Origin of the sequence: Halorussus lipolyticus, from assembly GCF_029338375.1 — an archaeon.
Classification (GTDB): domain Archaea; phylum Halobacteriota; class Halobacteria; order Halobacteriales; family Haladaptataceae; genus Halorussus; species Halorussus lipolyticus.
Genome location: NZ_CP119804.1, coordinates 2736080 through 2756814, shown reverse-complemented (window position 1 = coordinate 2756814; position 20735 = coordinate 2736080). Strand labels below are relative to the sequence as shown.

20 protein-coding genes and 1 tRNA gene are annotated in these 20735 nt (G+C 63.4%); 14 read left to right on the top strand and 7 right to left on the bottom strand.

The genetic code is table 11. The annotated features are described in order from the left end of the window. Nucleotides 1–90: 90 nt before the first annotated feature. The gene (locus P2T57_RS13875; protein ID WP_276299810.1) at nt 91–2592 is read right to left on the bottom strand and encodes an ABC transporter ATP-binding protein; all 2502 of its coding nucleotides are present in this window, start codon (nt 2590–2592) and stop codon (nt 91–93) included. Nucleotides 2593–3215: 623 nt separating this feature from the next. Between P2T57_RS13875 and P2T57_RS13870 the strand changes: the two genes are divergently transcribed. The 3 genes from P2T57_RS13870 to P2T57_RS13860 all read left to right on the top strand — a co-directional run bounded on the left by P2T57_RS13870 (nt 3216) and on the right by P2T57_RS13860 (nt 5988). Further along, nucleotides 3216–3647 (top strand): universal stress protein, encoded by a 432-nt coding sequence (locus P2T57_RS13870; protein WP_276299809.1) that lies wholly within the window; start codon nt 3216–3218, stop codon nt 3645–3647. A 380-nt stretch (nt 3648–4027) separates the two neighbouring features. Continuing rightward, on the top strand, nt 4028–5176 hold the full coding sequence (locus tag P2T57_RS13865; RefSeq protein WP_276299808.1) for a DHH family phosphoesterase: 1149 nt from the start codon (nt 4028–4030) through the stop codon (nt 5174–5176). Further along, nucleotides 5173–5988: a BtpA family protein gene (locus tag P2T57_RS13860; RefSeq protein ID WP_276299807.1), complete on the top strand. Its 816-nt coding sequence runs from the start codon at nt 5173–5175 to the stop codon at nt 5986–5988. The genes P2T57_RS13865 and P2T57_RS13860 overlap by 4 nt, the downstream gene beginning before the upstream one ends. Here the strand turns inward: P2T57_RS13860 and P2T57_RS13855 are convergent. The 3 genes from P2T57_RS13855 to P2T57_RS13845 all read right to left on the bottom strand — a co-directional run bounded on the left by P2T57_RS13855 (nt 5985) and on the right by P2T57_RS13845 (nt 8079). Next, nucleotides 5985–6983, bottom strand: a complete 999-nt coding sequence (locus P2T57_RS13855; protein ID WP_276299806.1) for a carbohydrate kinase family protein — start codon at nt 6981–6983, stop codon at nt 5985–5987. The two genes, P2T57_RS13860 and P2T57_RS13855, sit on opposite strands and share 4 nt — an antisense overlap. Before the next feature lie 65 nt (nt 6984–7048). After that, entirely contained in the window at nt 7049–7327 is a 279-nt protein-coding gene (locus P2T57_RS13850) for a hypothetical protein (RefSeq protein WP_276299805.1), read from the bottom strand. Between the two features lie 326 nt (nt 7328–7653). Then, on the bottom strand, nt 7654–8079 hold the full coding sequence (locus P2T57_RS13845; RefSeq protein ID WP_276299804.1) for a DUF5807 family protein: 426 nt from the start codon (nt 8077–8079) through the stop codon (nt 7654–7656). Between the two features lie 507 nt (nt 8080–8586). On the opposite strand from P2T57_RS13845, the gene P2T57_RS13840 reads away from it, so the two are divergent. Further along, nucleotides 8587–9168, top strand: coding sequence for a DUF1684 domain-containing protein (locus P2T57_RS13840; RefSeq protein ID WP_276299803.1), 582 nt, complete (start codon nt 8587–8589; stop codon nt 9166–9168). A gap of 3 nt (nt 9169–9171) precedes the next feature. After that, complete coding sequence (locus P2T57_RS13835) at nt 9172–9378, top strand: hypothetical protein (RefSeq protein ID WP_276299802.1); 207 nt, start codon at nt 9172–9174, stop codon at nt 9376–9378. Nucleotides 9379–9381: 3 nt separating this feature from the next. On the opposite strand, the gene P2T57_RS13830 is transcribed toward P2T57_RS13835, so the two are convergent. Beyond that, complete coding sequence (locus tag P2T57_RS13830) at nt 9382–10062, bottom strand: class I SAM-dependent methyltransferase (RefSeq protein WP_276299801.1); 681 nt, start codon at nt 10060–10062, stop codon at nt 9382–9384. 79 nt (nt 10063–10141) lie between these two features. On the opposite strand from P2T57_RS13830, the gene P2T57_RS13825 reads away from it, so the two are divergent. From P2T57_RS13825 to P2T57_RS13815, 3 genes are all read left to right on the top strand, one after another. Beyond that, entirely contained in the window at nt 10142–11620 is a 1479-nt protein-coding gene (locus P2T57_RS13825) for a hydroxysqualene dehydroxylase (RefSeq protein WP_276299800.1), read from the top strand. A gap of 59 nt (nt 11621–11679) precedes the next feature. Further along, nucleotides 11680–12120, top strand: coding sequence for a DUF2391 family protein (locus P2T57_RS13820; RefSeq protein ID WP_276299799.1), 441 nt, complete (start codon nt 11680–11682; stop codon nt 12118–12120). Between the two features lie 68 nt (nt 12121–12188). Continuing rightward, nucleotides 12189–12776 (top strand): DUF7090 family protein, encoded by a 588-nt coding sequence (locus tag P2T57_RS13815; protein ID WP_276299798.1) that lies wholly within the window; start codon nt 12189–12191, stop codon nt 12774–12776. A 504-nt stretch (nt 12777–13280) separates the two neighbouring features. Here the strand turns inward: P2T57_RS13815 and P2T57_RS13810 are convergent. Then, nucleotides 13281–13393, bottom strand: a tRNA-Lys gene (locus tag P2T57_RS13810). Between the two features lie 260 nt (nt 13394–13653). Between P2T57_RS13810 and P2T57_RS13805 the strand changes: the two genes are divergently transcribed. Then, nucleotides 13654–14946, top strand: coding sequence for a M20/M25/M40 family metallo-hydrolase (locus tag P2T57_RS13805; protein WP_276299796.1), 1293 nt, complete (start codon nt 13654–13656; stop codon nt 14944–14946). Between the two features lie 48 nt (nt 14947–14994). Beyond that, nucleotides 14995–15861 (top strand): hypothetical protein, encoded by an 867-nt coding sequence (locus tag P2T57_RS13800; RefSeq protein ID WP_276299795.1) that lies wholly within the window; start codon nt 14995–14997, stop codon nt 15859–15861. 6 nt (nt 15862–15867) lie between these two features. Here the strand turns inward: P2T57_RS13800 and P2T57_RS13795 are convergent, their stop codons facing one another. Further along, entirely contained in the window at nt 15868–16536 is a 669-nt protein-coding gene (locus P2T57_RS13795) for a DUF7119 family protein (RefSeq protein WP_276299794.1), read from the bottom strand. Between the two features lie 66 nt (nt 16537–16602). On the opposite strand from P2T57_RS13795, the gene P2T57_RS13790 reads away from it, so the two are divergent. From P2T57_RS13790 to P2T57_RS13775, 4 genes are all read left to right on the top strand, one after another. Further along, nucleotides 16603–16860 (top strand): hypothetical protein, encoded by a 258-nt coding sequence (locus P2T57_RS13790; RefSeq protein ID WP_276299793.1) that lies wholly within the window; start codon nt 16603–16605, stop codon nt 16858–16860. A 102-nt stretch (nt 16861–16962) separates the two neighbouring features. Further along, nucleotides 16963–17901: an oxidoreductase gene (locus tag P2T57_RS13785; RefSeq protein ID WP_276302114.1), complete on the top strand. Its 939-nt coding sequence runs from the start codon at nt 16963–16965 to the stop codon at nt 17899–17901. A gap of 344 nt (nt 17902–18245) precedes the next feature. Beyond that, nucleotides 18246–19070 carry a DUF7983 family protein gene (locus P2T57_RS13780; RefSeq protein WP_276299792.1) on the top strand — a complete coding sequence of 275 codons (825 nt, stop codon included), beginning with the start codon at nt 18246–18248 and terminating at the stop codon, nt 19068–19070. A gap of 352 nt (nt 19071–19422) precedes the next feature. Further along, on the top strand, nt 19423–20724 hold the full coding sequence (locus tag P2T57_RS13775; protein ID WP_276299791.1) for a 5'-deoxyadenosine deaminase: 1302 nt from the start codon (nt 19423–19425) through the stop codon (nt 20722–20724). The last annotated feature ends 11 nt before the right edge of the window (nt 20725–20735 follow it).

Genomic DNA, 20735 nt, shown 5'->3' with positions numbered 1-20735 from the left:
ATAAAAGCGTACGGGAGGGGATTGGCGGGCGATTCGGTTAGTTCAAAACTCGTATCGGTCCGGAACCATCGAAAAAAGGGCCGAATCAACCTACGCCGAATCGGGTTGGTCGTAGAGGTGGCAGGCCGAAGGATGAGCCTCGTCTTGCAGAACCGGGTCCTTACGCTCACAGACGCTCTCGAAGTGTTCGCGCAGGAGCGACGCCGCGCCCTCCCAATCGCCGTCAGCCAGATGGCCGAACGACTCGGAGACGATTTCTCGCGGTCGGCCCTCGGGTTCCGTCTCGAAGAAGTGGTCCCAGAGGACGTTCTCGAACGCCTGTTCGGAGGCCGCGGGTCGCCCGCCGTCCGCGACAGTCGCTGTCTCGGCCTGCGCGCCCTCGCTCTCGGCGGCCTCGTCCCACATGGCGTCGAGGTCGATGGCCTCGTCCTCGACGCGCTCGCGGTAGTCCATCACTTCGCGGTAGGCCTCCTGTTCGATGTCGAGGTTCTCGGGCGGGATAATCTGGGGGCACCGCGTCCGGAAGTGACACCCCGAGGGCGGGTCGATGGGCGAGGGCACGTCGCCTTCGAGGATGATGCGGTCGTCGGTGTCGATACGGGGGTCGGGTTCCGGAATCGCCGACAGCAGGGCCTGCGTGTAGGGATGCTTGGGGTCGGCGAACAGTTCGTCGGTCTCGGCGACCTCCACGATTTCTCCCAGATACATCACCGCGATGCGGTCGGAGATGTGCCGGACCACCGAGAGGTCGTGGGCGATGAACAAGTAGGTCAGGCCGAACTCGTCCTGCAAGTCCTCCAGCAGGTTGAGAATCTGGGCCTGCACCGACACGTCCAGCGCCGAGACCGGTTCGTCAGCCACGATGAAATCGGGGTCCACGGCGAGGGCGCGGGCGATGCCGACGCGCTGGCGCTGACCGCCGGAAATCTCGTGGGGATAGCGGTCGAACTGACCGGGTTCGAGACCGACCGCCTCCATGAGTTCCGCAACCCGGTCCCGGCGCTGTTGCTTGCGCGAAGTCCCCTCCGGCGGGGCCTCGTCGGGCAAGCCGTGGATTTTCAGCGGTTCCATGATGATTTGCCCGACTGTCATTCGGGGGTCGAGGCTCGACAGCGGGTCTTGGAAAATCATCTGCATGTCCTTGCGCTTGTCGCGCAGTTCCTCGCGGTCGAGCGCCGAGAGGTCGGTGCCTTGGAAGACGATTTTGCCTTCGGTCGGGTCTTCGAGGTGAAGCAGGGTCCGACCCGCGGTGGACTTGCCGCACCCGGACTCGCCGACGAGGCCGACCGTCTCGCCCTCGTAGATGTCGAAGCTCACGCCGTCCACGGCTTTGACGCTCTCTATTTCGTCGGCCAGCCACTCGTCTATCATGCCATCGGCCCGCGAGAAGTGCTTTTTCATGCCATCGACTTCGAGGATTCGCTCGCCGATGTCGTGGTCGTCGGTGGTGATGGCGTCTAAGTCCTCGCCGTACTCGTCCCTGTCGAAGTCTTCGAGGACGCACTTGGCGCGGTGGTCCACTTCTTCGGGACCGTGCTGGAGCTTCGGAATCTCGCCCTGCGTACACTCGGGTTGTGCCCACGGACACCGGTCGGCGAAGTGACAGCCTTCCGGCATGTCGATGAGGTCCGGGACGTTGCCCTCGATGGGGGTCAGGCGTTGTTTGTCCTCGCGCGGGATGGATTCGAGAAGCGCGTAGGTGTAGGGGTGACTCGGGTTGTGGAAGATTTCGTCCACCGGACCGACCTCCACGATGTCACCGGCGTACATCACCGCCACCCGGTCGCAGGTCTCGGCGACCACGCCGAGGTCGTGGGTGATGAACAGGACGGACATGCCGAGTTCGTCCTGCAAATCGTTGATGAGGTCGAGAATCTGGGCCTGAATCGTCACGTCGAGGGCGGTGGTGGGTTCGTCCGCCACGAGGAGTTTCGGCTGACAGGCCAGTGCGATAGCGATGAGGACGCGCTGGCGCATCCCGCCCGAGAACTCGTGGGGGTACTCGTCCACGCGCTCGGTCGGTTCCGGGATGCCGACCTCCTCGAGCATGTCGATGGTGTCCTGCAGGACCTCCTCGTCGATGTCCTTCCCGCCGAGACTCGGCGCGATTTCCCGGACCGCGTTCCACCACGAGTCCTTCCTGCGACCGCCGTACTGGTGGAGTCGCAGGCTCTCGGCGACCTGCTCGCCCACGGTCAGCGCCGGGTTGAGCGAGGTCATCGGGTCTTGGAAAATCATGCTCATCTCTCCGCCCCGAATCTCGCGCATCGCGTTCTCGGGGGCCGAGAGGAGGTCGAGGTACCCCTCGTCGGGGAAGACAAACTCGCCGACGCCCTTGGGGTAGCGCTCGGCGAAGTCGGCCGTTAGCTCCTCGTGGTAGAACTCGGCTTCCCCGCTCGCAATCCGACCGGGGTCGTCCACCAGTTGCATCAGCGACAGCGCGCTCACGCTCTTACCGGACCCCGACTCGCCCACGAGACCGACCGTCTCGCCCTCCCGAATCGTCAGGTCGAAGTCGTCTACCGCCTCGACCACACCGCGCTCGGTGTTGAACTGCGTCCGCAGATTCGAGATTGACAGTAAGTCACTCACAATTAGTCGGAAGTGGTAGGTCCGCGGGCAAATACCTTTCCACTTTTGCGGGGGCCGCGACGCCGAGACGGCGAGCGGCCAGCAGTCGAGAACTCGGACCGAGAGGCGAGTTCGTCCCGTCTCTCGATTCCGTGGTCGTTCGCTCGATTCGTTGGCCCGTGTGTCGTGTCCTCTGGCGGGGTGTTCTGTTCTCTCTGCCGGGTTGTTTTCTTCTACTCTACGTTTTCTCCGGCGCGCGCTGGCGCGGTCGCTTGTGACCGCGCCGAACCGCGCGAGGGACGAGCAACGGACCGAAGGGAGTAGCGCAGGAGGTTGGGGAGGTTCGAGGGCCGTGCTGTACGGTGCGGTTGCGGTAGACGGCGATGCTCAAGCCTGAAGTTAGCTTCCCCGTCACTTCCCATGCTCCCTGCCTATCATTTCTCCCACGTCTCTACCCCGACGCTTCTATCGCGTCTCGGCGGCGGTACCATCCCACTGACTGACGAAAGCAATCTAAACCAATTCTAAAGCAATAATATTTGATTTTAGGAAAGCGTTAAGAAATCTTCGGCCCGATAGGCCACGAATCATCCACGAAGCGTCCGGCACCGAAGTTTAAGAGGCCCCCGACAGTAGGACCGGCCATGATAGATTCCGTCGTCATCGCCACGGACGGGTCCGAGAGCGTCACCCGCGCCGTCAAGGTCGCGCTCGACCTCGCCCGGCGGTTCGACGCCTCGGTCCACGCGCTCTACGTGGTGGATACTGGTGAGGTGGACTCCTCGCCCGAGGAGCTACGCGACGAACTCCGCAACGCGCTCGAATCCCAAGGCGAGGACGCCCTCGATGCGGTCCGGAACCACGCAGAGCGCGAGGTCACGACCGCGGTCCGCGAGGGTCGCCCGGCGGCCGAAATCACCGAGTACGCCCGCGAGCAGGACGCCGACGTGGTGGCGACCGGGACCCGCGGTCGGCACGGCGAGAATCGCTTCCTCATCGGGAGCGTGGCCGAGCGGGTGGTGCGGTCGTGTCCGGTGCCGGTGCTGACTGTGCGGCAACTTGAGGACGAAGGGTAGGGCGTCGATTCTGGTTCTGGAAACGACGGGACTGCGACCGTCAAAAGTAGAACCGAGACGAACAGCAGAATCAGCGTAAGCCGCAGAATCGGTGTGGTGGTGTCTTCTGAAGCCCCCGGCCGCTCGCGGTCGCTCCACGACATATCCTCGGCTCTCAACACGGCCCGCCTCGGATAGGGGTCGTGGACCGACTAAAGTGAACGCGACCGACCGGCCCCTTCACCCCACCACGGTGGTTCTCCGGTCAAGCGTTCGCTCGTGGTTCGCGTCACCGAGCGCGTCCGCCGCGGCGGGCGGTCTCCTCGGGCTGTTACCCTGTCACACACTCTGTGCCGGTCCACAACCGAGGATTCTTCCCCGCTCCGCCCGGATGGAAACCCATGAAAGACTACGTTATCGACGACGACAACCTCTCTCTCGAACGCAAATCCATCCTGCCGGGCGAGGGCTTCTTCGTCCCGGATTCGGTCGAGGAGGCCAAAGAGGAGGCCGAGGCCGAGGACACCCTGACCGGTGCCGAGGTCGCAATCGTTGCCGACCCCGACGCCGACGGACTGGCCTGCACCGCGCTGGTCCGGGAGGCCTACGGCGAGGGCGCGCTCATCGACGCCGGCCCTCACGACCTCGAAGACGCCCTCGAACGAGTCGTAGAGTACAGCGAACCCGGCGCGACCGTCTTCGTCTGCGACCTCTGCCCCGACACCTACGACGAAGTGGGCGAGTCGCTGGAGGTCCTCGTGGAGCAGGCGGGCGAAGTCGTCTGGTACGACCACCACCAGTGGACCGACACAGTGGCCGAGGCGGTCCGCGACGCGGGCGTCGAGTTGGTCGTCGGCGACAGCGACGAGGAGTGTACCGCCGACGTGGCCGTCCGCTCGCTCAACTACGACTTCCCGGACTACCTCGTGGAACTCGCGGCGGTCACCCGCGACCACGACCTCTGGATTCGGGACGACGAGCGAAGCGACGACCTCGCGGACTTCTCCTACTGGGCCGAACCCGAGGAGTACATCGAAACTGTCGCCGAACACGGCGCTGACCTCCCCGAGGACGTAGCGGAGTTCCTCGCCGAGATGCGCGTCGAGAAGGACGCCCTCATCGAGAAGGCCGTCGCCCGCGCCGACATCGAGGAAATCGGCCCGTGGACAGTCGGCGTGACCTACGGCCGATGCTCCCAGAACGAGGTCGCCGAGGCCCTCCGCCAGCAGGGAACCGACGCCGCCGTAATCGTCAAACCCTCCGGAAGCGCCTCCATCCGCGGCACCGACGAGTTCGAGCGCGCCCACGAAGTCGCCCGGCAGGTCAACGGCGGCGGCCACCCCAAGGCGGCGGGGTGCAAGCCCCGAATCTACGACGACATGCTCGACTACGCCCACCACTGGACGACCCGCGGTGCGACGGCCAAGCAGGTCATCATCGAGGCTTTCTACAATCTCGACTGGGACGACGAGGGCGAAGGCGGAGAGGCCAAAGACGCCGAGACCGAAGACGGAGACACCGAAGACAGCGAGGCGGAAGCCGAGGAATGACGACAGCGAACCTCGCAGACGCCGAGAAGCCACTCGTCGGCATGGTCCACCTACCCGCCCTGCCCGGCGCGCCCGAGTTCTCGGGCGACTTCGAAGGAGTCCGGCAGGCCGCCCTGCGGGACGCCCGGCGACTCGAAGCGGGCGGCGTTGACGCGCTGATGCTCGAAAACTTCGGGGACGCGCCCTTCTACCCCGACGACGTGCCCAAACACGTGGTCGCCTCGATGACCCGCGTCGCCGCGGAAATCGCTGAGGAGGTAGACCTCCCCATCGGAATCAACGTCCTCCGGAACGACGCCGAGGCCGCGCTCTCGGTCGCGTCGGCAGTCGGAGCCGAGTTTGTCCGAGTAAACGTCCACGTCGGAGCGCGAGTCACCGACCAAGGAATCGTGGAGGGGAAGGCCCACGAGACGGTCCGCCTCCGAGAACAACTGAACGCCGAGGCCGCCATCTTCGCGGACTTGGACGTGAAACACTCGGCCCCCCTCGCCGACCGGCCCCTCGATGCCGAGGCCGTGGCCGAACCAATCGAACGAGGACTGGCCGAGGGCGTGGTCGTCTCCGGCGCGGGCACCGGTCACGAGGTCCCGGCGGACCACCTCGCCGCGGTCGCAGAGGCGCGGGACGAAGCGGGACTGGACGCCCCCGTTTTCATCGGAAGCGGGGTGACGCCCGAGAACGCGGCCGACTTGCTCGAAGTCGCCGACGGGGCTATCGTCGGCACCGCGCTGAAGGAGGGCGGCGAGACGACCAACCCCGTCTCGGTCGAGCGAGTCGAGGAGTTGGTCGCGGCCGCAGACGAAGTGCGCTAACTTCCGAGGAACTGCGCTACTTCTTCCGCGGTCGGCAGGCCGCCGCGGGCGTTCTCGGCGGTACAGTTGAGCGCGGCGGTGCCAGCGGCGAATCGCCCGGCGTCTTCCGGGGCGCGATTTCCGAGAAGCCACCCGTGGAGCAGGCCCGCGGTAAAAGCGTCACCGGCACCAGTGGTGTCGGCGGTCTCGACCTCGAACGCGGGGATTTCGATGATTTCGTCTTTCTCGGTTAGCAGGAGCGCGCCGTCGGTCCCGCGAGTGAGGGCGGCCCGGCGGACTCCTCGGTCCCGGAGGAGTTCGATTGCTTCGCGGGGGTCCTCGCCGAGGTACGACCGGGCAGAGACCTCGTTGGCGACGAACAGGTCGCAGACCGGCAGGAGGGCGTCGATGGTCTCCGGACGGGTGGCGCGATTCTGGAGTTCCGAGAGCGGACCCGCGAGGTCGAAGGCCAGCGGCGGAAAATCGTCGTCGGGGCCGGTATTTGCGGCGGCGTCGGCGAGAGCAGAGACCACCGGGTCCGGGGCGTAGGCGCTGGTGAACACGAGGTCCGCGTTTCGGAGGTAGTCACGGTCGGCGGCGTCGAGTCGGAGGTTCGGGACGCTCTCGCCGCCCGCGATTATCATGCGCTCGCCGTCGGGGCCCCGGAGGACCAGCGAGTAGGAGGTCTGCTCGTCGGGGTTTCCGCGGCGGACGCGCCGGGCGTCGATGCCCCGATTTCGGAGGTCGGCCAGCACGCGGTCGGCGGCCTCGTCGTCGCCGAGTCGGGCCACGACGCCGGTGTCCCGGCCCAAGCGAGTGAGTGCAGACGCGACGTTCGCAGAGACGCCGCCGACTGCGGTCTCCTCGTCGCGGACGAACGCGCCGCCGTCGGGTTCCGGGAGGTTGGTCAGCGCGTACATTCGGTCCACGAGGGCGCTCCCGACCGCGGCGACCTCGGGGGCGGGTTCGCTGGCGTCCGTCGGCGGAGTTTCCCCGGTCTCCTCGGAATCGGTCATCGGCGAAGTCGAGGCACCGCGGGATGAAACCGCTTACGACGACAGGCCGGCGGGTCGAGGGTGCCTCAGGGTTTCCGGAACTCGTAGGAGAGGTCCCCGCCCTCGACGCGGATGGCCTCGGCGTCGTGGTCGAAGTAGAGGGCCTCGACGCCGCCGTCCTCGAAGTCGTGGAGGGGCATTCCGGCAGAGACCCGGCCGTCCTTGGTGACCGAGAAGGTGGCGCTTCCGACCGCAATCTCGATGCCCTCGCCGCTCTCGGAGATGTCGCCGCCCGCCGCGAACTCGCGGAGGTGGCTGACGATGCCGTTCCAGTCCTCGATTGCGACTCGCTCGTAGTCCCCCATGGCGGTCCTGCGGCAGAGAGCGGGAAAACGGCTTGGGCTAGAATCGACGCGCTCCTCGGGGACGCTCCAAGTCTCCGACTGACGGAAAACAGAGGCGATACTGACCACCGGCAACGCTCGGTGGCACGGCTGACCGTCTGGGTGGACTGAAAGGGGCCGCCCGGTCGCGGGCCGGAGGCCCGTGGTCGTCTCTGCGGGCCACTATTTCGCGCCGGGCGGTGCGGAGAGGCGCGAAATATCCCGCAGAGCGACCGTGACCGGGCGGGGGCTTTCTAAAATGTCTTCGCGTTACCGATTACAAACGAGACCGAAACTATCGAAGAACGCTACTCCTCGTCGCCCGCGACCCACTTGTCCGAATACGCCGTGCCGCACTCGCAGTAGGAGTAGGCGTGGATGACATCGCCCTCACCGTAGAGGCCGCCGACCTCCTCGTTTTGCTCCTCGGCGAAGGCGAAGACGAACTCGCTGTCACCGTCGCAGTCGGGACAGTCGCCACCTGCGAGGTCCCGCGCTATTTCGCCGCCCTCGGTGCCCATCGCCTGCTTTGCGAACCCCATCGCGTCCATGCCGGTGGCAGTCTTGAACACGCTTCGGCCTTGGTCGCCCTCGACGACGAGGACCACGCCGTCTTCGACCTCCTCGCCGTGCTTCGCCAGTCCGTCGCCCTCGCCGTCGACGAACGAGTCCGCGAGGAACACCGCTACGTCCTCGGGTCGCTCGCCGGCGAGGAACTGCTCGCGCTTGTCCATACCGCTGGTAGGGAGTAGGACGGGAAAAGACCCGCGTTCTCGTCGGCGACTGCTGGAAAACGTGACTGGAATCTTGCAACCCCACCAAGGCGGATTTCCTTCGCCCCTACTCAGGGTCGTCGATACTCTTCGCCGACACAGTCAGACCCCAAGGCCTGACTTTCAAGTCAACACAGTCCCAACGGCTCGGCACCAACCGAAGACCGAGGAGACACGACAACATCAGCGCAACCAACAGTAGAGAGATAATCCAGACTTTCATTTGTACCGCGCGGTGTTGCCGCACCGTGCGGGTTTTCATACCACAGATTGTCAGAGCGTCTAGTCGGTCCTATCTCTTCGAGAATTGTAGAGGTGATTTTAGCATATCTATATGTTTATCTAAGCAATCTAAATATTTCTTTGCGGCGGGTTAATGACGGTTGGTCTGTACGTCGTTCGACTCACGGCGAATTCACGGACAGCATGATGAGAAACATTACCCGGCGCGAACGACTACGGCCGACCATGACCGACGGCGCGAACAACGCAGAGTCCGACGACTTCGACCCCGAGGAGTGGCGCGAACAACTCCAGTCCCACCGCCAACAGAAAGACGACTTCTTCGCCGAGCATCGCCAGTCGCCCATCCCGCCCGAGGACCGCGACGACTTCGACGGCCTCGACTACTTCGACCCCGACCCCGACTATCGCGTCACCGCGAGCGTCGAGGCCCACGACCAACCCGAACCGGTCGAGATGGAGGTCAGCGCGGGCGCTCCGCAACGATACCTCCGAGTCGCCACGCTCCACTTCGAACTCGGCGAGGGCGACGACGCCGAGTCGCTCGAACTCTCAGCCTACCAGCAGGAGGGCCAAGACGGCCTGTTCGTCCCCTTCCGCGACAAGACCACCGGCCAGCAGACCCACCAAGACGGCCGATACATGGAGTTCGAAATCGAGGGCGACCTCTCGGACACCGACGAACTCCCGCTGGACTTCAACCTCGCGTACTCGCCCTTTTGCGCCTACAGCGAGACGTTCGCCTGCCCGCTTCCGCCCGAGGAGAACTGGCTCGAAGTCGAGATTCGCGCGGGAGAGAAGGCCTGAATCATGTCCGACCTGAAGACCCGAATCCGGCGCGTCCTCGCCGACCAACGGGAGGAGCGCGGGACCGACACCGTGAGCAAGGCGACGCTGGATGTCGTGCTAGCCGGTCCCGACGTGGAACCGGGTGACGTGGAGCGCGCGCTGACCGAGATGGTCGAAGACGGAGCAGTGAATCGAGACGGCGACAGGTACGAGTTAGCCGGCGAGTAGCGTTCAGGGAGCGACGCCGACCGTCAGCAGGGTCCCGAACTCCCGATAGCGTTCAACCATGTCCTCGCGCGAGTCCCAACTGTCGGTGGGGAACTCGCTTTCGTCCGGAATCTCGGTGTCGCGGTCCGGGATATTGTCCTGTTCGGCGACGTAGAGGCCCGCATCGCGGAAGGCCTCGCGGTACTCGTCTGCCGACCAGCGCGTCATCTCCACCTCGATGTTGTCCTGCCACGAGTGGGAATGGACGTTCTCGTCGTAGTAGTTCACGGCGCAGAAGAAGGTCCCGCCGGGCCGGAGGACGCGGGCGACCTCCCGAAGGGTCTGGTGGGGGTCGTTGGCGTAGTAGAACGCCTCCATCGTGAACACGTGGTCGATGCTGTCGTCGGCGAAGGGCAGGTGGTCGAAGTCGCCGACCAGAAAGCCGACCTGCGAGTCGTCGGTGTAGTCGGTCGCGTTGCGCGCCATCTCGGGCGACCCGTCGAGACCGTAGGCCCGGCCCGCAGACTGGGTGTCTCGAAGCGCGCGGACAGCGTACCCGCTTCCGGTTCCGAGGTCGAGGACCGTCTCGCCCTCCTCGACCGGCATCCGAGCGAGTACGTACTTCGCGGTGTTCCAGTGGCGGTCCTCCATCCCCTTGTCGCGGCCGTCGGCCGCCCAATCGTCGAACTCCTCGCGGACGCTCATGGAAGGGTGGAGTCGGTTCATCCACAAAACGGGTTCGGTTCTCGAAAATCTTTTACCGTCACTAAGTAACTAAATTATTATGAATTCGGGCAACGAGGAGGACGTACTGGTCGTCGGCGGTGGCCTCGCCGGGATGACCGCGGCCTACGAACTCCAACGACGCGGGTGCGACACGACCATCGTGGAAGCCACCGACCGACTCGGCGGGAAGGCCGGGGCTTCGATGGTAGACGGCAACGTCGAGGAACACGGCTATCATATCTTCCCGGAGTGGTACGAGAACGTCTGGCGCATCGTGGACGAACTGGGGATTCGGGACAACTTCGAGGGCGTCTCTGACTTCCACCAGTTGCGCGACGGCGACCATCCCAACTACCGCACTTTCCGGAATCTCACCTCGGCGCGGTACCTCTTTCACAACCTCCGGGCCGGCGTCATGTCGCCTACGGACATGTTCCTGTTCTTCTACGCCTCGCTCGACCTGATGTCCCAACCCTACCGCCGCCGGGACGCGCTCGACCAAATCACCATCAATGGGTTTCTCAAGTCCAGATTCTACGGGAAAGAGTCGGTCGCCAAGCGATTTCAGGACTTGATTCTCAAGGGCATCTCGGTACCGACCTACGACGTGAGCGCGATGACGATGCGGAACATGATGCGCTACTGGGCACGCAACCCCCTACCGATGCACAGCATCCTGCGGACCGACCTCCAGTCCGGCCTCATCGACCCCTTCGAGGAGCGCCTCCGAGAACTCGGATGCGACATCGAGAAGGAGACTCCGGTGGTCGAACTCGTGCCGGGCGAGGAGGGCATCGAATCGGTGGTCGTGGAGACCGAGGACGACGGTCGAGTCGAGCGGTCGGCCGAGTCGGTGGTGCTGGCCGTCCCCGTCGAGAAGGCCGTGGACCTCGTTGACGACGACCTTCACGAGGCGGCACCCGAACTGTCGAACCTCAAGTACCTCGACTCGCGCCCGATGGCGGCGCTCCACGTTCACTTCGACCGGAAACTGCCCGAGATTCCCCGCGACCACGTGAACCTGCTGGGTTCGGAGTACGGTCTCTCTTACGTCGATGTCTCCCAGTGGTGGAACGACGAGGACGACGATGGGACTGTCCTCAACCTCATCGCCTCGGACTACGAGACGCTTCGAGGACTGGACGACGAGACGGCGACCAGCGAACTGCTGGACGACCTGCGGCCCTATCTCCCCGACTTCGACGACGACGAGGTTCGCACAACGTACCTGCAACCCCACGACGACGAACCGCTGTTCATGAACGAGGTCGGCATCTGGAAGTACCGGCCCGGTCCCACGACCAGTCTCTCGAACCTCTATCTGGCGGGCGACTACTGTCGCTCGCACGCCGACCTCGTGTCGATGGAGGGCGCGGTCACGACCGGACTGCACGCCGCGAACGCGGTTCGAGCGGACCGACGACTGGACCGACCGGTGAACGTCCGCAAGCCCGATACCTACCCCCGCGAGTTGCTCGTCCTCGGGCGACTCCTGCTGGCACCGCTGGCGCTGGTGGCCCGCCTCGTCTCGGACTGACCGGCGCATCCGGTGAGGCAGGCAAGAGTCTTTTATCCGAGCGGTGTGTCACGGCGCGTATGGTCGGACGAAAGAAGCGATACGCGCTCGCCGACTCGGCCCAGCAGATAGTCGGCGGGTTCCTCCTCGCGGGTCCGTTCGTCGTCACCGAGGAGGTCTGGGTACTCGCCACCGACATGACGCCCTTGCAGGCGCTCCTGACGGTTCTCATCGTGTTTCTCATCGGCTACGGCGCGCTCTACAAGGCCGACGACGACCGGGACCCCGACCGCGAGTCCGAAGTCGCGGGTATCCCGACGCGGTTCGTCTCGCTGATGGTGGTCTCGTTCGGGTCGGTGGCCATCCTCTCGGTGGCGTTCGGCGCGCCCGGCACCTTCCTCGGCGAAACGTTCGTGGACGGCCAACCCTCGATGGAGACGGTCCGCATCACCCTGCAGGCGGTCAGCGTCGGCGCGGTGTTCAGCGTGGTCGGCGCGGCGACCGCAGACAGCGTGTTCTGAGCCGATTCCCCTCCCGAATCGCCGGTTGACCCGCATTCTTAAGTCGCCGCGACGTATTATCCGTGGATATGGATTATCAGCTCGCCATCGAAAACACCCCCGAGACGATACCCGGCGGCACCGGCGTCCTCCTCCTGCACCCGAGTACCGGCGAAACCGACCGCATCGACACCGACTTCCTGAAAGCCGACACGGACCACTTCCTCGTCATCTCGACACGAACCACCGCGCGCGAAGTCAAACAGAAACTCGACCACTACGACGTGGACGAGAGCAAAGCCGAGATTCTGGACACGCTGAGCATCGAACGCGGCTACTCCCGGCGAAGTACTGAGAACGTCCACTACGTGTCCTCGCCCGACGACTTGGAGGGCATTCTGGAGATTACCCGCGAGTTCCTCGAAAAGACCGACGGCAAGCGCAGAATCAGTCTGGACTCCATCACCGAGATGGCGTACTACGCCGACGAATCTCAGGTTCGGGACGTGATTCGCCAGATTCTGGGCCTCCTCCGCGAACACGACGCGGTCGGCCTGTTCCACCTCTCGAAGGGCGTCCACGACGAGGAGCACGTCGAGAAGTTCATGGGGCTTTTCGACGCCATCATCGACCTCGACCGGGACGGCGAGGTCAACAGCGACTTCGAGAAGGTCTGAGAGGCTGAGACGCCGGTTTGATTTCGGCGGAGAGCGTTCTGAGTTGATTCTCTCTCGAACCGGACTCCTCGTTTGGTTGTCCTTTTCGGGGCATTCCAGTCTGGCCTATTTTCGTTCCGGCGCGCGGGAGTGCGCGCAGAACTGCGCGCACTCCTCGTGCGAGGGACGAGCGAATGACCGCAGGGAGTGAGCGAGGAGGCTGGGGAGGACGAGGTGCGGTGGTGGTGTGGGCGCTGTAGACTCCTGTGTTCAAGTCTAAAGCTAGTTTCCTGTCGCTAACTCTTTCCGCTTGAACCTGAAAAAGAAATCACAGTCTAGGATTGGAACGACGGAAAAGCGGGCTGGAAGGGATTTGAACTACGTCAAGACGTTCCGGGATGCTCGCTTCGCTACGCTTCCGGGCATGCGACTTGCCTCATTCAAATCCGTCCAGTATCGCACTTTGCGACTCGCGGAATGACGAGCGCACAAGGCGCTCGCCGTGTTGCTCGTCGCAAAAGGTAGCGGGCTGGAAGGGATTTGAACCCCTGGCCGTCTGGTGTCTTCCACGACCATCCGGAATATCCGGGTGTGCCGTGTTAAAAGCCAGACGCTCTGCCTAACTGAGCTACCAGCCCTCAATTCACCGATAGCACCGGGCGCAGTTAAACGTTTACTATTTCTTGGAGGGCGCTTCGGTGCTACGCTCTCGCCGGTGAGAGATAACGCCGACTCCACAGAACCCCGGCGAAAACAATATTCTGCCTTTCAGCAAACAGAACAATTCCTAAAAATAGGAATATATGTCCTAAACACGTCTAATTATCCCTCTCATAGAAGCCAAGTACAACCCCGGCGAGTAACAACCTTTACCCCCGCTTGCTCAGTCGAAACACGCATGAACGACTTCGCCGCCGAGTGCGAGGCCGACCTCCGAGAGTTGACCGAGGACCTCCTGCGGTTCGACACCACCGAGGAGAACGAAGCCCCGGCCCAAGCCCATTTCCGGGACCGACTCGCCGACCTCGGGTTCGAGACCTACGAGTGGACCGCAGACGCCGACCTCCTCGCCGACCACGACTCGTTTCCGGACGACCCCGGCGAGATTCCGGTCGCAAATCGGCCGAGCGTGGGCGGGGTCCTCGAATTCGGAAACCCCGATGCCGGGCCGACGCTGCTGTTGAACGGGCACATCGACGTGGTGCCGGTCGCCCGCGAGTCGTGGTCGAGTAATCCCTTCGAACCGACGTGGCGCAAAGACGACGAGACCGGCACAGAGACCCTGACCGCCCGAGGAGCGGCCGACATGAAGTCCGGCCTCGCAACCTGCGTCTTCGCCGCGAAGCATCTCGAAGCGGCCTCCTCGGGCCTCGACGGCCGCCTCGTGGTCGAGAGCGTGGTCGGCGAGGAGGCTGGCGGCGTCGGCGCGGCCGCGGCGGCCCTGTCGAACCCCTACCCCTTCGAGCGCGACGCCGCGGTCATCGCCGAACCGACCGACTTGCGGCCCGTGACGGCCGCCGAGGGGAGCCTGATGAAGCGCCTCCGCCTCACCGGGCGGTCGGCCCACGCCGCGACTCGGTGGCGCGGGGTTGACGTGCTTCCGTACTTCGAGGAGATTCGCCGGGCTTTCCGCGAGTTGGAAACCGAGCGCGGCGAGTCGGTGACCCACCCCCTCTACGAACGATTCCCGGTGCCGTGGCCGGTCGTGGTCGGGCGCGTCGAGGCCGGCGACTGGGCCTCGTCGGTCCCGGCGGAGTTGACCGCCGAGTTCCGAATCGGCGTCGCGCCGGGCGAGACAGTCGCCGAGGTCGAGGACGCCTTCGACCAGCGACTCGCCGAAATCGTGGCGAACGACGACTGGTTAGCCGACCATCCCCCGGCATTCGAGCGATTCTCGGTCCAGTTCGAACCCTCGGAAATCGACGCCGACGAACCGGTCGTCACCGCGGTCCAGCGCGCCATGCAACGAAACGGACTGCCCGAATCGGACACCGACCCCCGCGGCGCGACCTACGGCGCGGACGCCCGCCACTACATCGACGCCGGCATCCCGACCGTGATGTTCGGACCGGGAAGCATCGAGCAGGCCCACTTCCCCGACGAGACGATTGTCTGGGACGACGTACTGACGGCAGGGCAAGTTCTTTCAGAGACAGTAAAGGAATTCTTAGAAAATAAAAATTCGAAATAACCTCTTATGATAGGTGGATTTATATGATGAATAGAAAACCATTCTAACATGGTTGGGAAAGGCAAGGATGTGAATAATATAATAGGTGAGAAAGAAGATATTCGAACTTTAGTTGAGTGGCAACAACAAAGATACCACCAATTAAAAAACAGTTCATTGGCACTATTGAGTGGCTTTCTCACTTTACTAGCGATTATAGCAACAATAATATCACCAATAGACCCGGATCTGATATTATCTTTCCCTACTTCAAAGGCGATTAGGCAATCAGCAAGCGGATTTATATTTGGATTTGCTACTGTTTCTGCTGTCATCATACTAAATTATTTGATTGCAATGTTCACGTTCTTATTATCGTCTATATTCGCGGTATTTGGAATGTATAAGCTCTACAATATCGTATCAAACCCACCATTAGAACCAAATTTAAGCGAAGAAAATTTATTTACATCAAAAACAAAGAGGGTAGAAACCGGCGGATTATCTAACTATATTCCAATAGAAGAAAAGTTACGGTCTTCCTTCTATGAAAATCAGCATCTCATTAGTTCTACTCGCCGTGACTTTAAAATGGCACTTCTGAGGCTACCTGCGGCCCTTGGTGTTGGTCACTATGCTACCCAGATCTATTTCCATACTGTTTCTTTGAATCTTGCCGACTTGCTTTATTATGATACAATTCTTCTCTTACCTGCATCAATTTCAACTCTATTTTTAAGTAAGATACTTAGCGCGGAAGAAAGCCAAGACTCCAAACCGGACTCAATGGTTCAAGAGATTATTAAAGACGAATCAGGTAGATTTCCTAATGACTTTATTAATGCTGAGAGATGGACTGCTGGAATAAATAATCTGCTGACCTTTCTTCTTCTTCTTACGATAATTCTCGAAATGGGATGGAAATACGTAATCTGATATTCGTCATGAGAGTTTCTCGTCCAGCGCCTCGGCGACCACCTCGTCGGGGTCTTTGCCCTCCAGCGCGGCGGTCCGGCGGAGTTCCCGGTAGGTGTCGGCCGGGAGCGACAGCGAGAGTTCGCCGGGGGCGACCCCGTGGTCGCGCAGGGCGTCCTCGACCGGTGTGCCGCCGTTGACCGAACTGGCGACCGACCGGACCTCCCGAACCGTCAGGTCGCCGTCGAGGACGGCCCACGCGAGGTCGAATCGCTCCTCGCCGCCGACCCGAGCGATGTGCTTGGCCGCTGTCGGCGCGATGTGACCCATGGCGACGTACCGCCGGATGGACTGGGGCAGGTCGTGAACTCGCGCCCACTTCCGGATGAACGCGACGGTCACGTCGCCGCCCGCGCGTTCGGCGGCGTTTTTGTACGAACCTTCGCCACGGACGAGTGCGGCGCAGGCCGCCGCGCCCCGGAGCATAAACACGTTGTCGTCTCCTCCGGCGGTGTTGTCGGCGAACTGGCCCACCGTCTCGGCGGCCTCGGCCACGCTCTCGGGGTCGTTCGGGTCGAAGGCCTTGGCCTGCTCGGCGTCCTGTCCGGTGACTGTCTCGTCGCCCCGGACCACTGGCTGGCCGACCGGCGACTCCCGGTCGGTCGGCGGTCCCTCGTCGGGTCGCTCGTCGCTCATCGGTCGAACGATGGGTCCGGTCGGTCAAAAGCCCGCGGGTCGGGACAACGTTCGCAGGTTGGGACGATGCCCGCAGGTGCCGGAATCGGGGTCGGCGACGAGCGACGAATCGCCAGCGGGCGGACAGGTCATCGCTCGGCAGAAATCGCTTTCCGCGTCCGGAGCGTCTTTGACGCGATGAGGATTCTCACCCGACTTGCAGGGAGGCGTCGCGCCGACGACGGCCGGAAGTACGTCTGCACGCTCTGCGGCGCGACCTACGACGAGCGCTCGGTGGTGGTCTGTCCGAAGTGCCGTGGGTTCGTCGTCGCGCGCGAGAAGTAGGTCGGCGAAAGCGGGCGATGGCTTTCAGTGGTCCGCGCTCTTAGTCGGAGTATGGCACAGACTGGGAGCGAATCGCGGACCGGAAACGAGTCGATAGCCGGGATGCCGGAGATGGACGACCGAACCGTGGTCGTCACGGGCGCGAACAGCGGACTCGGCTACGAGGCCACCCGAGCGTTCGCCCAGAAGGGAGCGCACGTCGTGATGGCCTGCCGGAGCGAGGAGCGCGGCGAGGACGCCACGCACAAAATCCGGCGGGCGGACTCCCGGCGGATTCGCGGGTCGCTCGAAGTGGCCGAACTCGATTTGGCGGACCTCGACTCGGTTCGGTCGTTCGCCGACGAGTTCCGGGACGCTCACGACGACCTGCACGTCCTCTGTAACAACGCCGGGGTGATGGCGATTCCCCGGAGCGAGACCGCAGACGGCTTCGAGATGCAATTCGGCGTCAACCACCTCGGCCACTTCGCGCTGACCGGGCACCTGCTGGACCGACTGCGGGAGACTTCGGGCGAGACGCGAGTCGTGACCCAGAGCAGTGGGGTCCACGAGCGCGGGGACATCGACTTTTCGGACCTCCAGAGTGAGCGAGAGTACGACAAGTGGGACGCCTACGCCCAGAGCAAACTGGCCAACGTGCTGTTCGCCTACGAACTCGACCGCAGACTCAACGAGTCGGGCGTCGAGGACGTGGTGAGCGTGGCGTGCCATCCGGGGTACGCCGACACGAACCTCCAGCGCAGAGGCCCCGAGATGGCCGGTTCGACGGTGCGGCTCTGGGCGATGAAGGCCGCGAACGCGCTCCTCGCACAATCCCAAGAGCAAGGCGCGCTCCCGATGCTGTTCGCCGCCACGGCCGGGGGCATCGACGGCGGCGAGTACGTCGGTCCCGGCGGGTTCATGAACATGCGCGGCAAGCCCGAGGTCCAGCGGTCCAGCACAATCTCTTACGACCGAGACCGGGCCGAGCGCCTCTGGGAGGTCTCCGAGGAGTTGACCGGCGTGACCTACGACCTCGAACGCGAAGCGACGGCGGAGTAGAACGACCGTATCATCACGGATGTCCCACACTTCGGCGCGTGCTGGCGCGGCCTCTGGTGGCCGCGCCGAACCGCGCGAGGGACGAACGACTGAGCAACGCGAAGGAGTGAGGAGGTTGGGGAGGCGTGAGGCACGCGCTCGTGCCGCTTTCCACGAGTTACAGCCTGCGCAACAAGCCTCCGTCTGGGTGGACTGAAAGGGGCCGCCCGGTCGCGGACTTTCTAAACCATCGTCACGACAGTTTAAGCCACCGTCACGACAGTTCCGGCGCGACTCCAGATAGCTCGAACTGGCCTTCCTAGCCGACGAAAGTTTATCCCGAATCACGACCCAACCCCTACCAAATGACCGAGGAGACCGACTACGACCCGATTCCGTGCCCGGTCGGCGACTGCACCTACCGCGACAGGATTCGCTCGGTCGCCGGACACGTCAGCAGACGCAACGACGACGCCCACTCGTGGGACCGCTTCGACTACGACGGTGCCCGCGACTTCGTGATGACCGAGAAGCGCCGCCAGCGCGGCGAACTCGACGGCGACCGGGCGAGTGGCGAAGCCTCCGAGAAGACCACCGGAGACTCCTCGACCGATTCCACGGCCACCGACTCCGGGCGGTCCCCCGGCACGCCCCACGACTCGGCCGAAATCGAGGCGACCGACATCGAGGAGGACGACTTCGAACTCGGCTTCGAGCGCGACGCACTGGTCCTGCTGGAACTCGCCCGGAAGTACGACCTCTCGTCGCTGGACGACCTCGGGACCTTCCAGTTGGCTGACCTCTACTCCCTGCTGGCGGACTTGAAGAACTCCGCCGACGACGCCCGGAAGGAGGTTCGTGACGAACTCCTTGAGCAGGTCCGCGAGGACAGAAGTATCTCGGCCGACCTCGGGAGCGTCAACCGCACGACCTACCAGTATCGCCGGGTTCGGGACGAGCAAGCGGTCCGCGACGCGCTCGCCGACGCCGACGTGGACCCCGAGGAGGTCCGAGGCTTCGACAAATCGAAGCTCAAGGACGCTATCGAGGACGCAGATTTGGACGAGGACGCGGTGTTCGACATCGAGAAGCGTCCTCAGATTCGCATCTCCGACTCGAACGACGACCGGCGACGGGAGCGATTCGAGCGGTTGGACGACGAGATTCGGTCGCTAGCAGACGAGAGATGAGAAGGAGGCTAAGAGAGATTAAAATATTTGTTTAGCAATTCTATATATGTCTCTAACTGTTGTATAGGTGGTCCATCTCGGACAACTTGCAATAGCCCGTCGCTTCTGGACAGGAGGTGGTTGAGAGAAACCGGGAAAACAGCGGCGATGGTTTCGAAAGCCTTCGCGGGCCTCGCCCTTTCAGTCCACCGTCGGAGACAAGCTCCGACGAGTCTGCACTCGCTTCGCTCGCGCAGACGCCGAGGAGGTGTCTGTGACACCGAGTAAAGCATGTAGATGCCAGTCCGTATCTGAATGTCCTCGACTCCGAATCAACAGCTATTTCCCGAATTCAGTTCCTACACGTTCTGGGATGTTACTTCAGGGAACGGTCGTCGCGGACGCCGAGACGGTGTACGAGGAGGGCGCAGTCGTCGTCGAAGGCAGTGAAATCGTCGCCGTCGGCGACCGCGAGGAGCTAATCGAGACCTACCCCGACCACGAGCGAAAGAAGTACGACCTCCTCGCGCCGGGCGTGGTCGGCGGGCACGTCCACTCGGTCCAGTCGCTCGGTCGGGGTATCGCCGACGATACCTCGCTCCTCGACTGGCTGTTCGACTACGTGCTTCCGATGGAGGCCGGTCTCGACGCCGAGGGGATGCGAATCGCGGCGGAGTTGGGCTACCTCGAACTCCTCGAATCGGGCGTCACGACCGCCATCGACCACCTCTCGGTCCGCCACGCAGACGAGGCCTTCGAGGCGGCGGGCGAGTTGGGCATCCGCGCCAGAATGGGCAAGGTCCTGATGGACACCGAATCGCCCGACGGCCTGCTCGAAGACACCCAGAAAGGGCTGGACGAGACCGAGCGCCTGATTCGCAAGTATCACGACACTCACGACGGGCGCATCCAGTACGCCGTCACCCCGCGCTTCGCCGTGAGTTGCACCGAGGAGTGCCTCCGAGGCTCCCGCGAACTCGCCGACAAGTACGACGGCGTTCGAATCCACACCCACGCCAGCGAGAACCAAGACGAAATCGAGACCGTCGAGGACCGGACCGGCAGACGGAACATCGAGTGGCTTCACGAGGTCGGTCTGACCGGCGACGACGTGGTGCTGGCCCACTGCATCTGGACCGACGACGAGGAGCGCGAACTGCTGGCCGAGACCGGCACGCACGTCACCTACTGCCCCTCGTCGAACATGAAACTCGCCTCCGGCATCGCGCCAATCGTGGACTACGTGGACCGGGACATCAACGTCGCGCTGGGCAACGACGGCCCGCCGTGCAACAACACGCTGGACCCCTTCACCGAGATGCGACAGGCGAGTCTCCTCCAGAAGGTCGAACACCTCGACCCGACGACCACGCCCGCCGAACTCGTCTTCGAGATGGCGACAGAGAACGGCGCGAAGGCCGCTGGCTTCGAGAACGTCGGAAAACTCCGACCCGGATGGAAGGCCGACATCGTGGGCCTAACCACCGACATCACTCGCGCCGTGCCACTCCACGACGTGTTCTCGCATCTGGTCTTCTCGGCCCACGGCGACGACGTGGAGTTCACGATGGTCGATGGGCAAGTCGTCTACGAGGACGGCGACCTGACGACCGGCGACGCCGACGAGATTCGGCGAAGGGCGAGGGAGTACGAACTGCCCTTCGGCGTGGAGTAGACGGGGTGAGC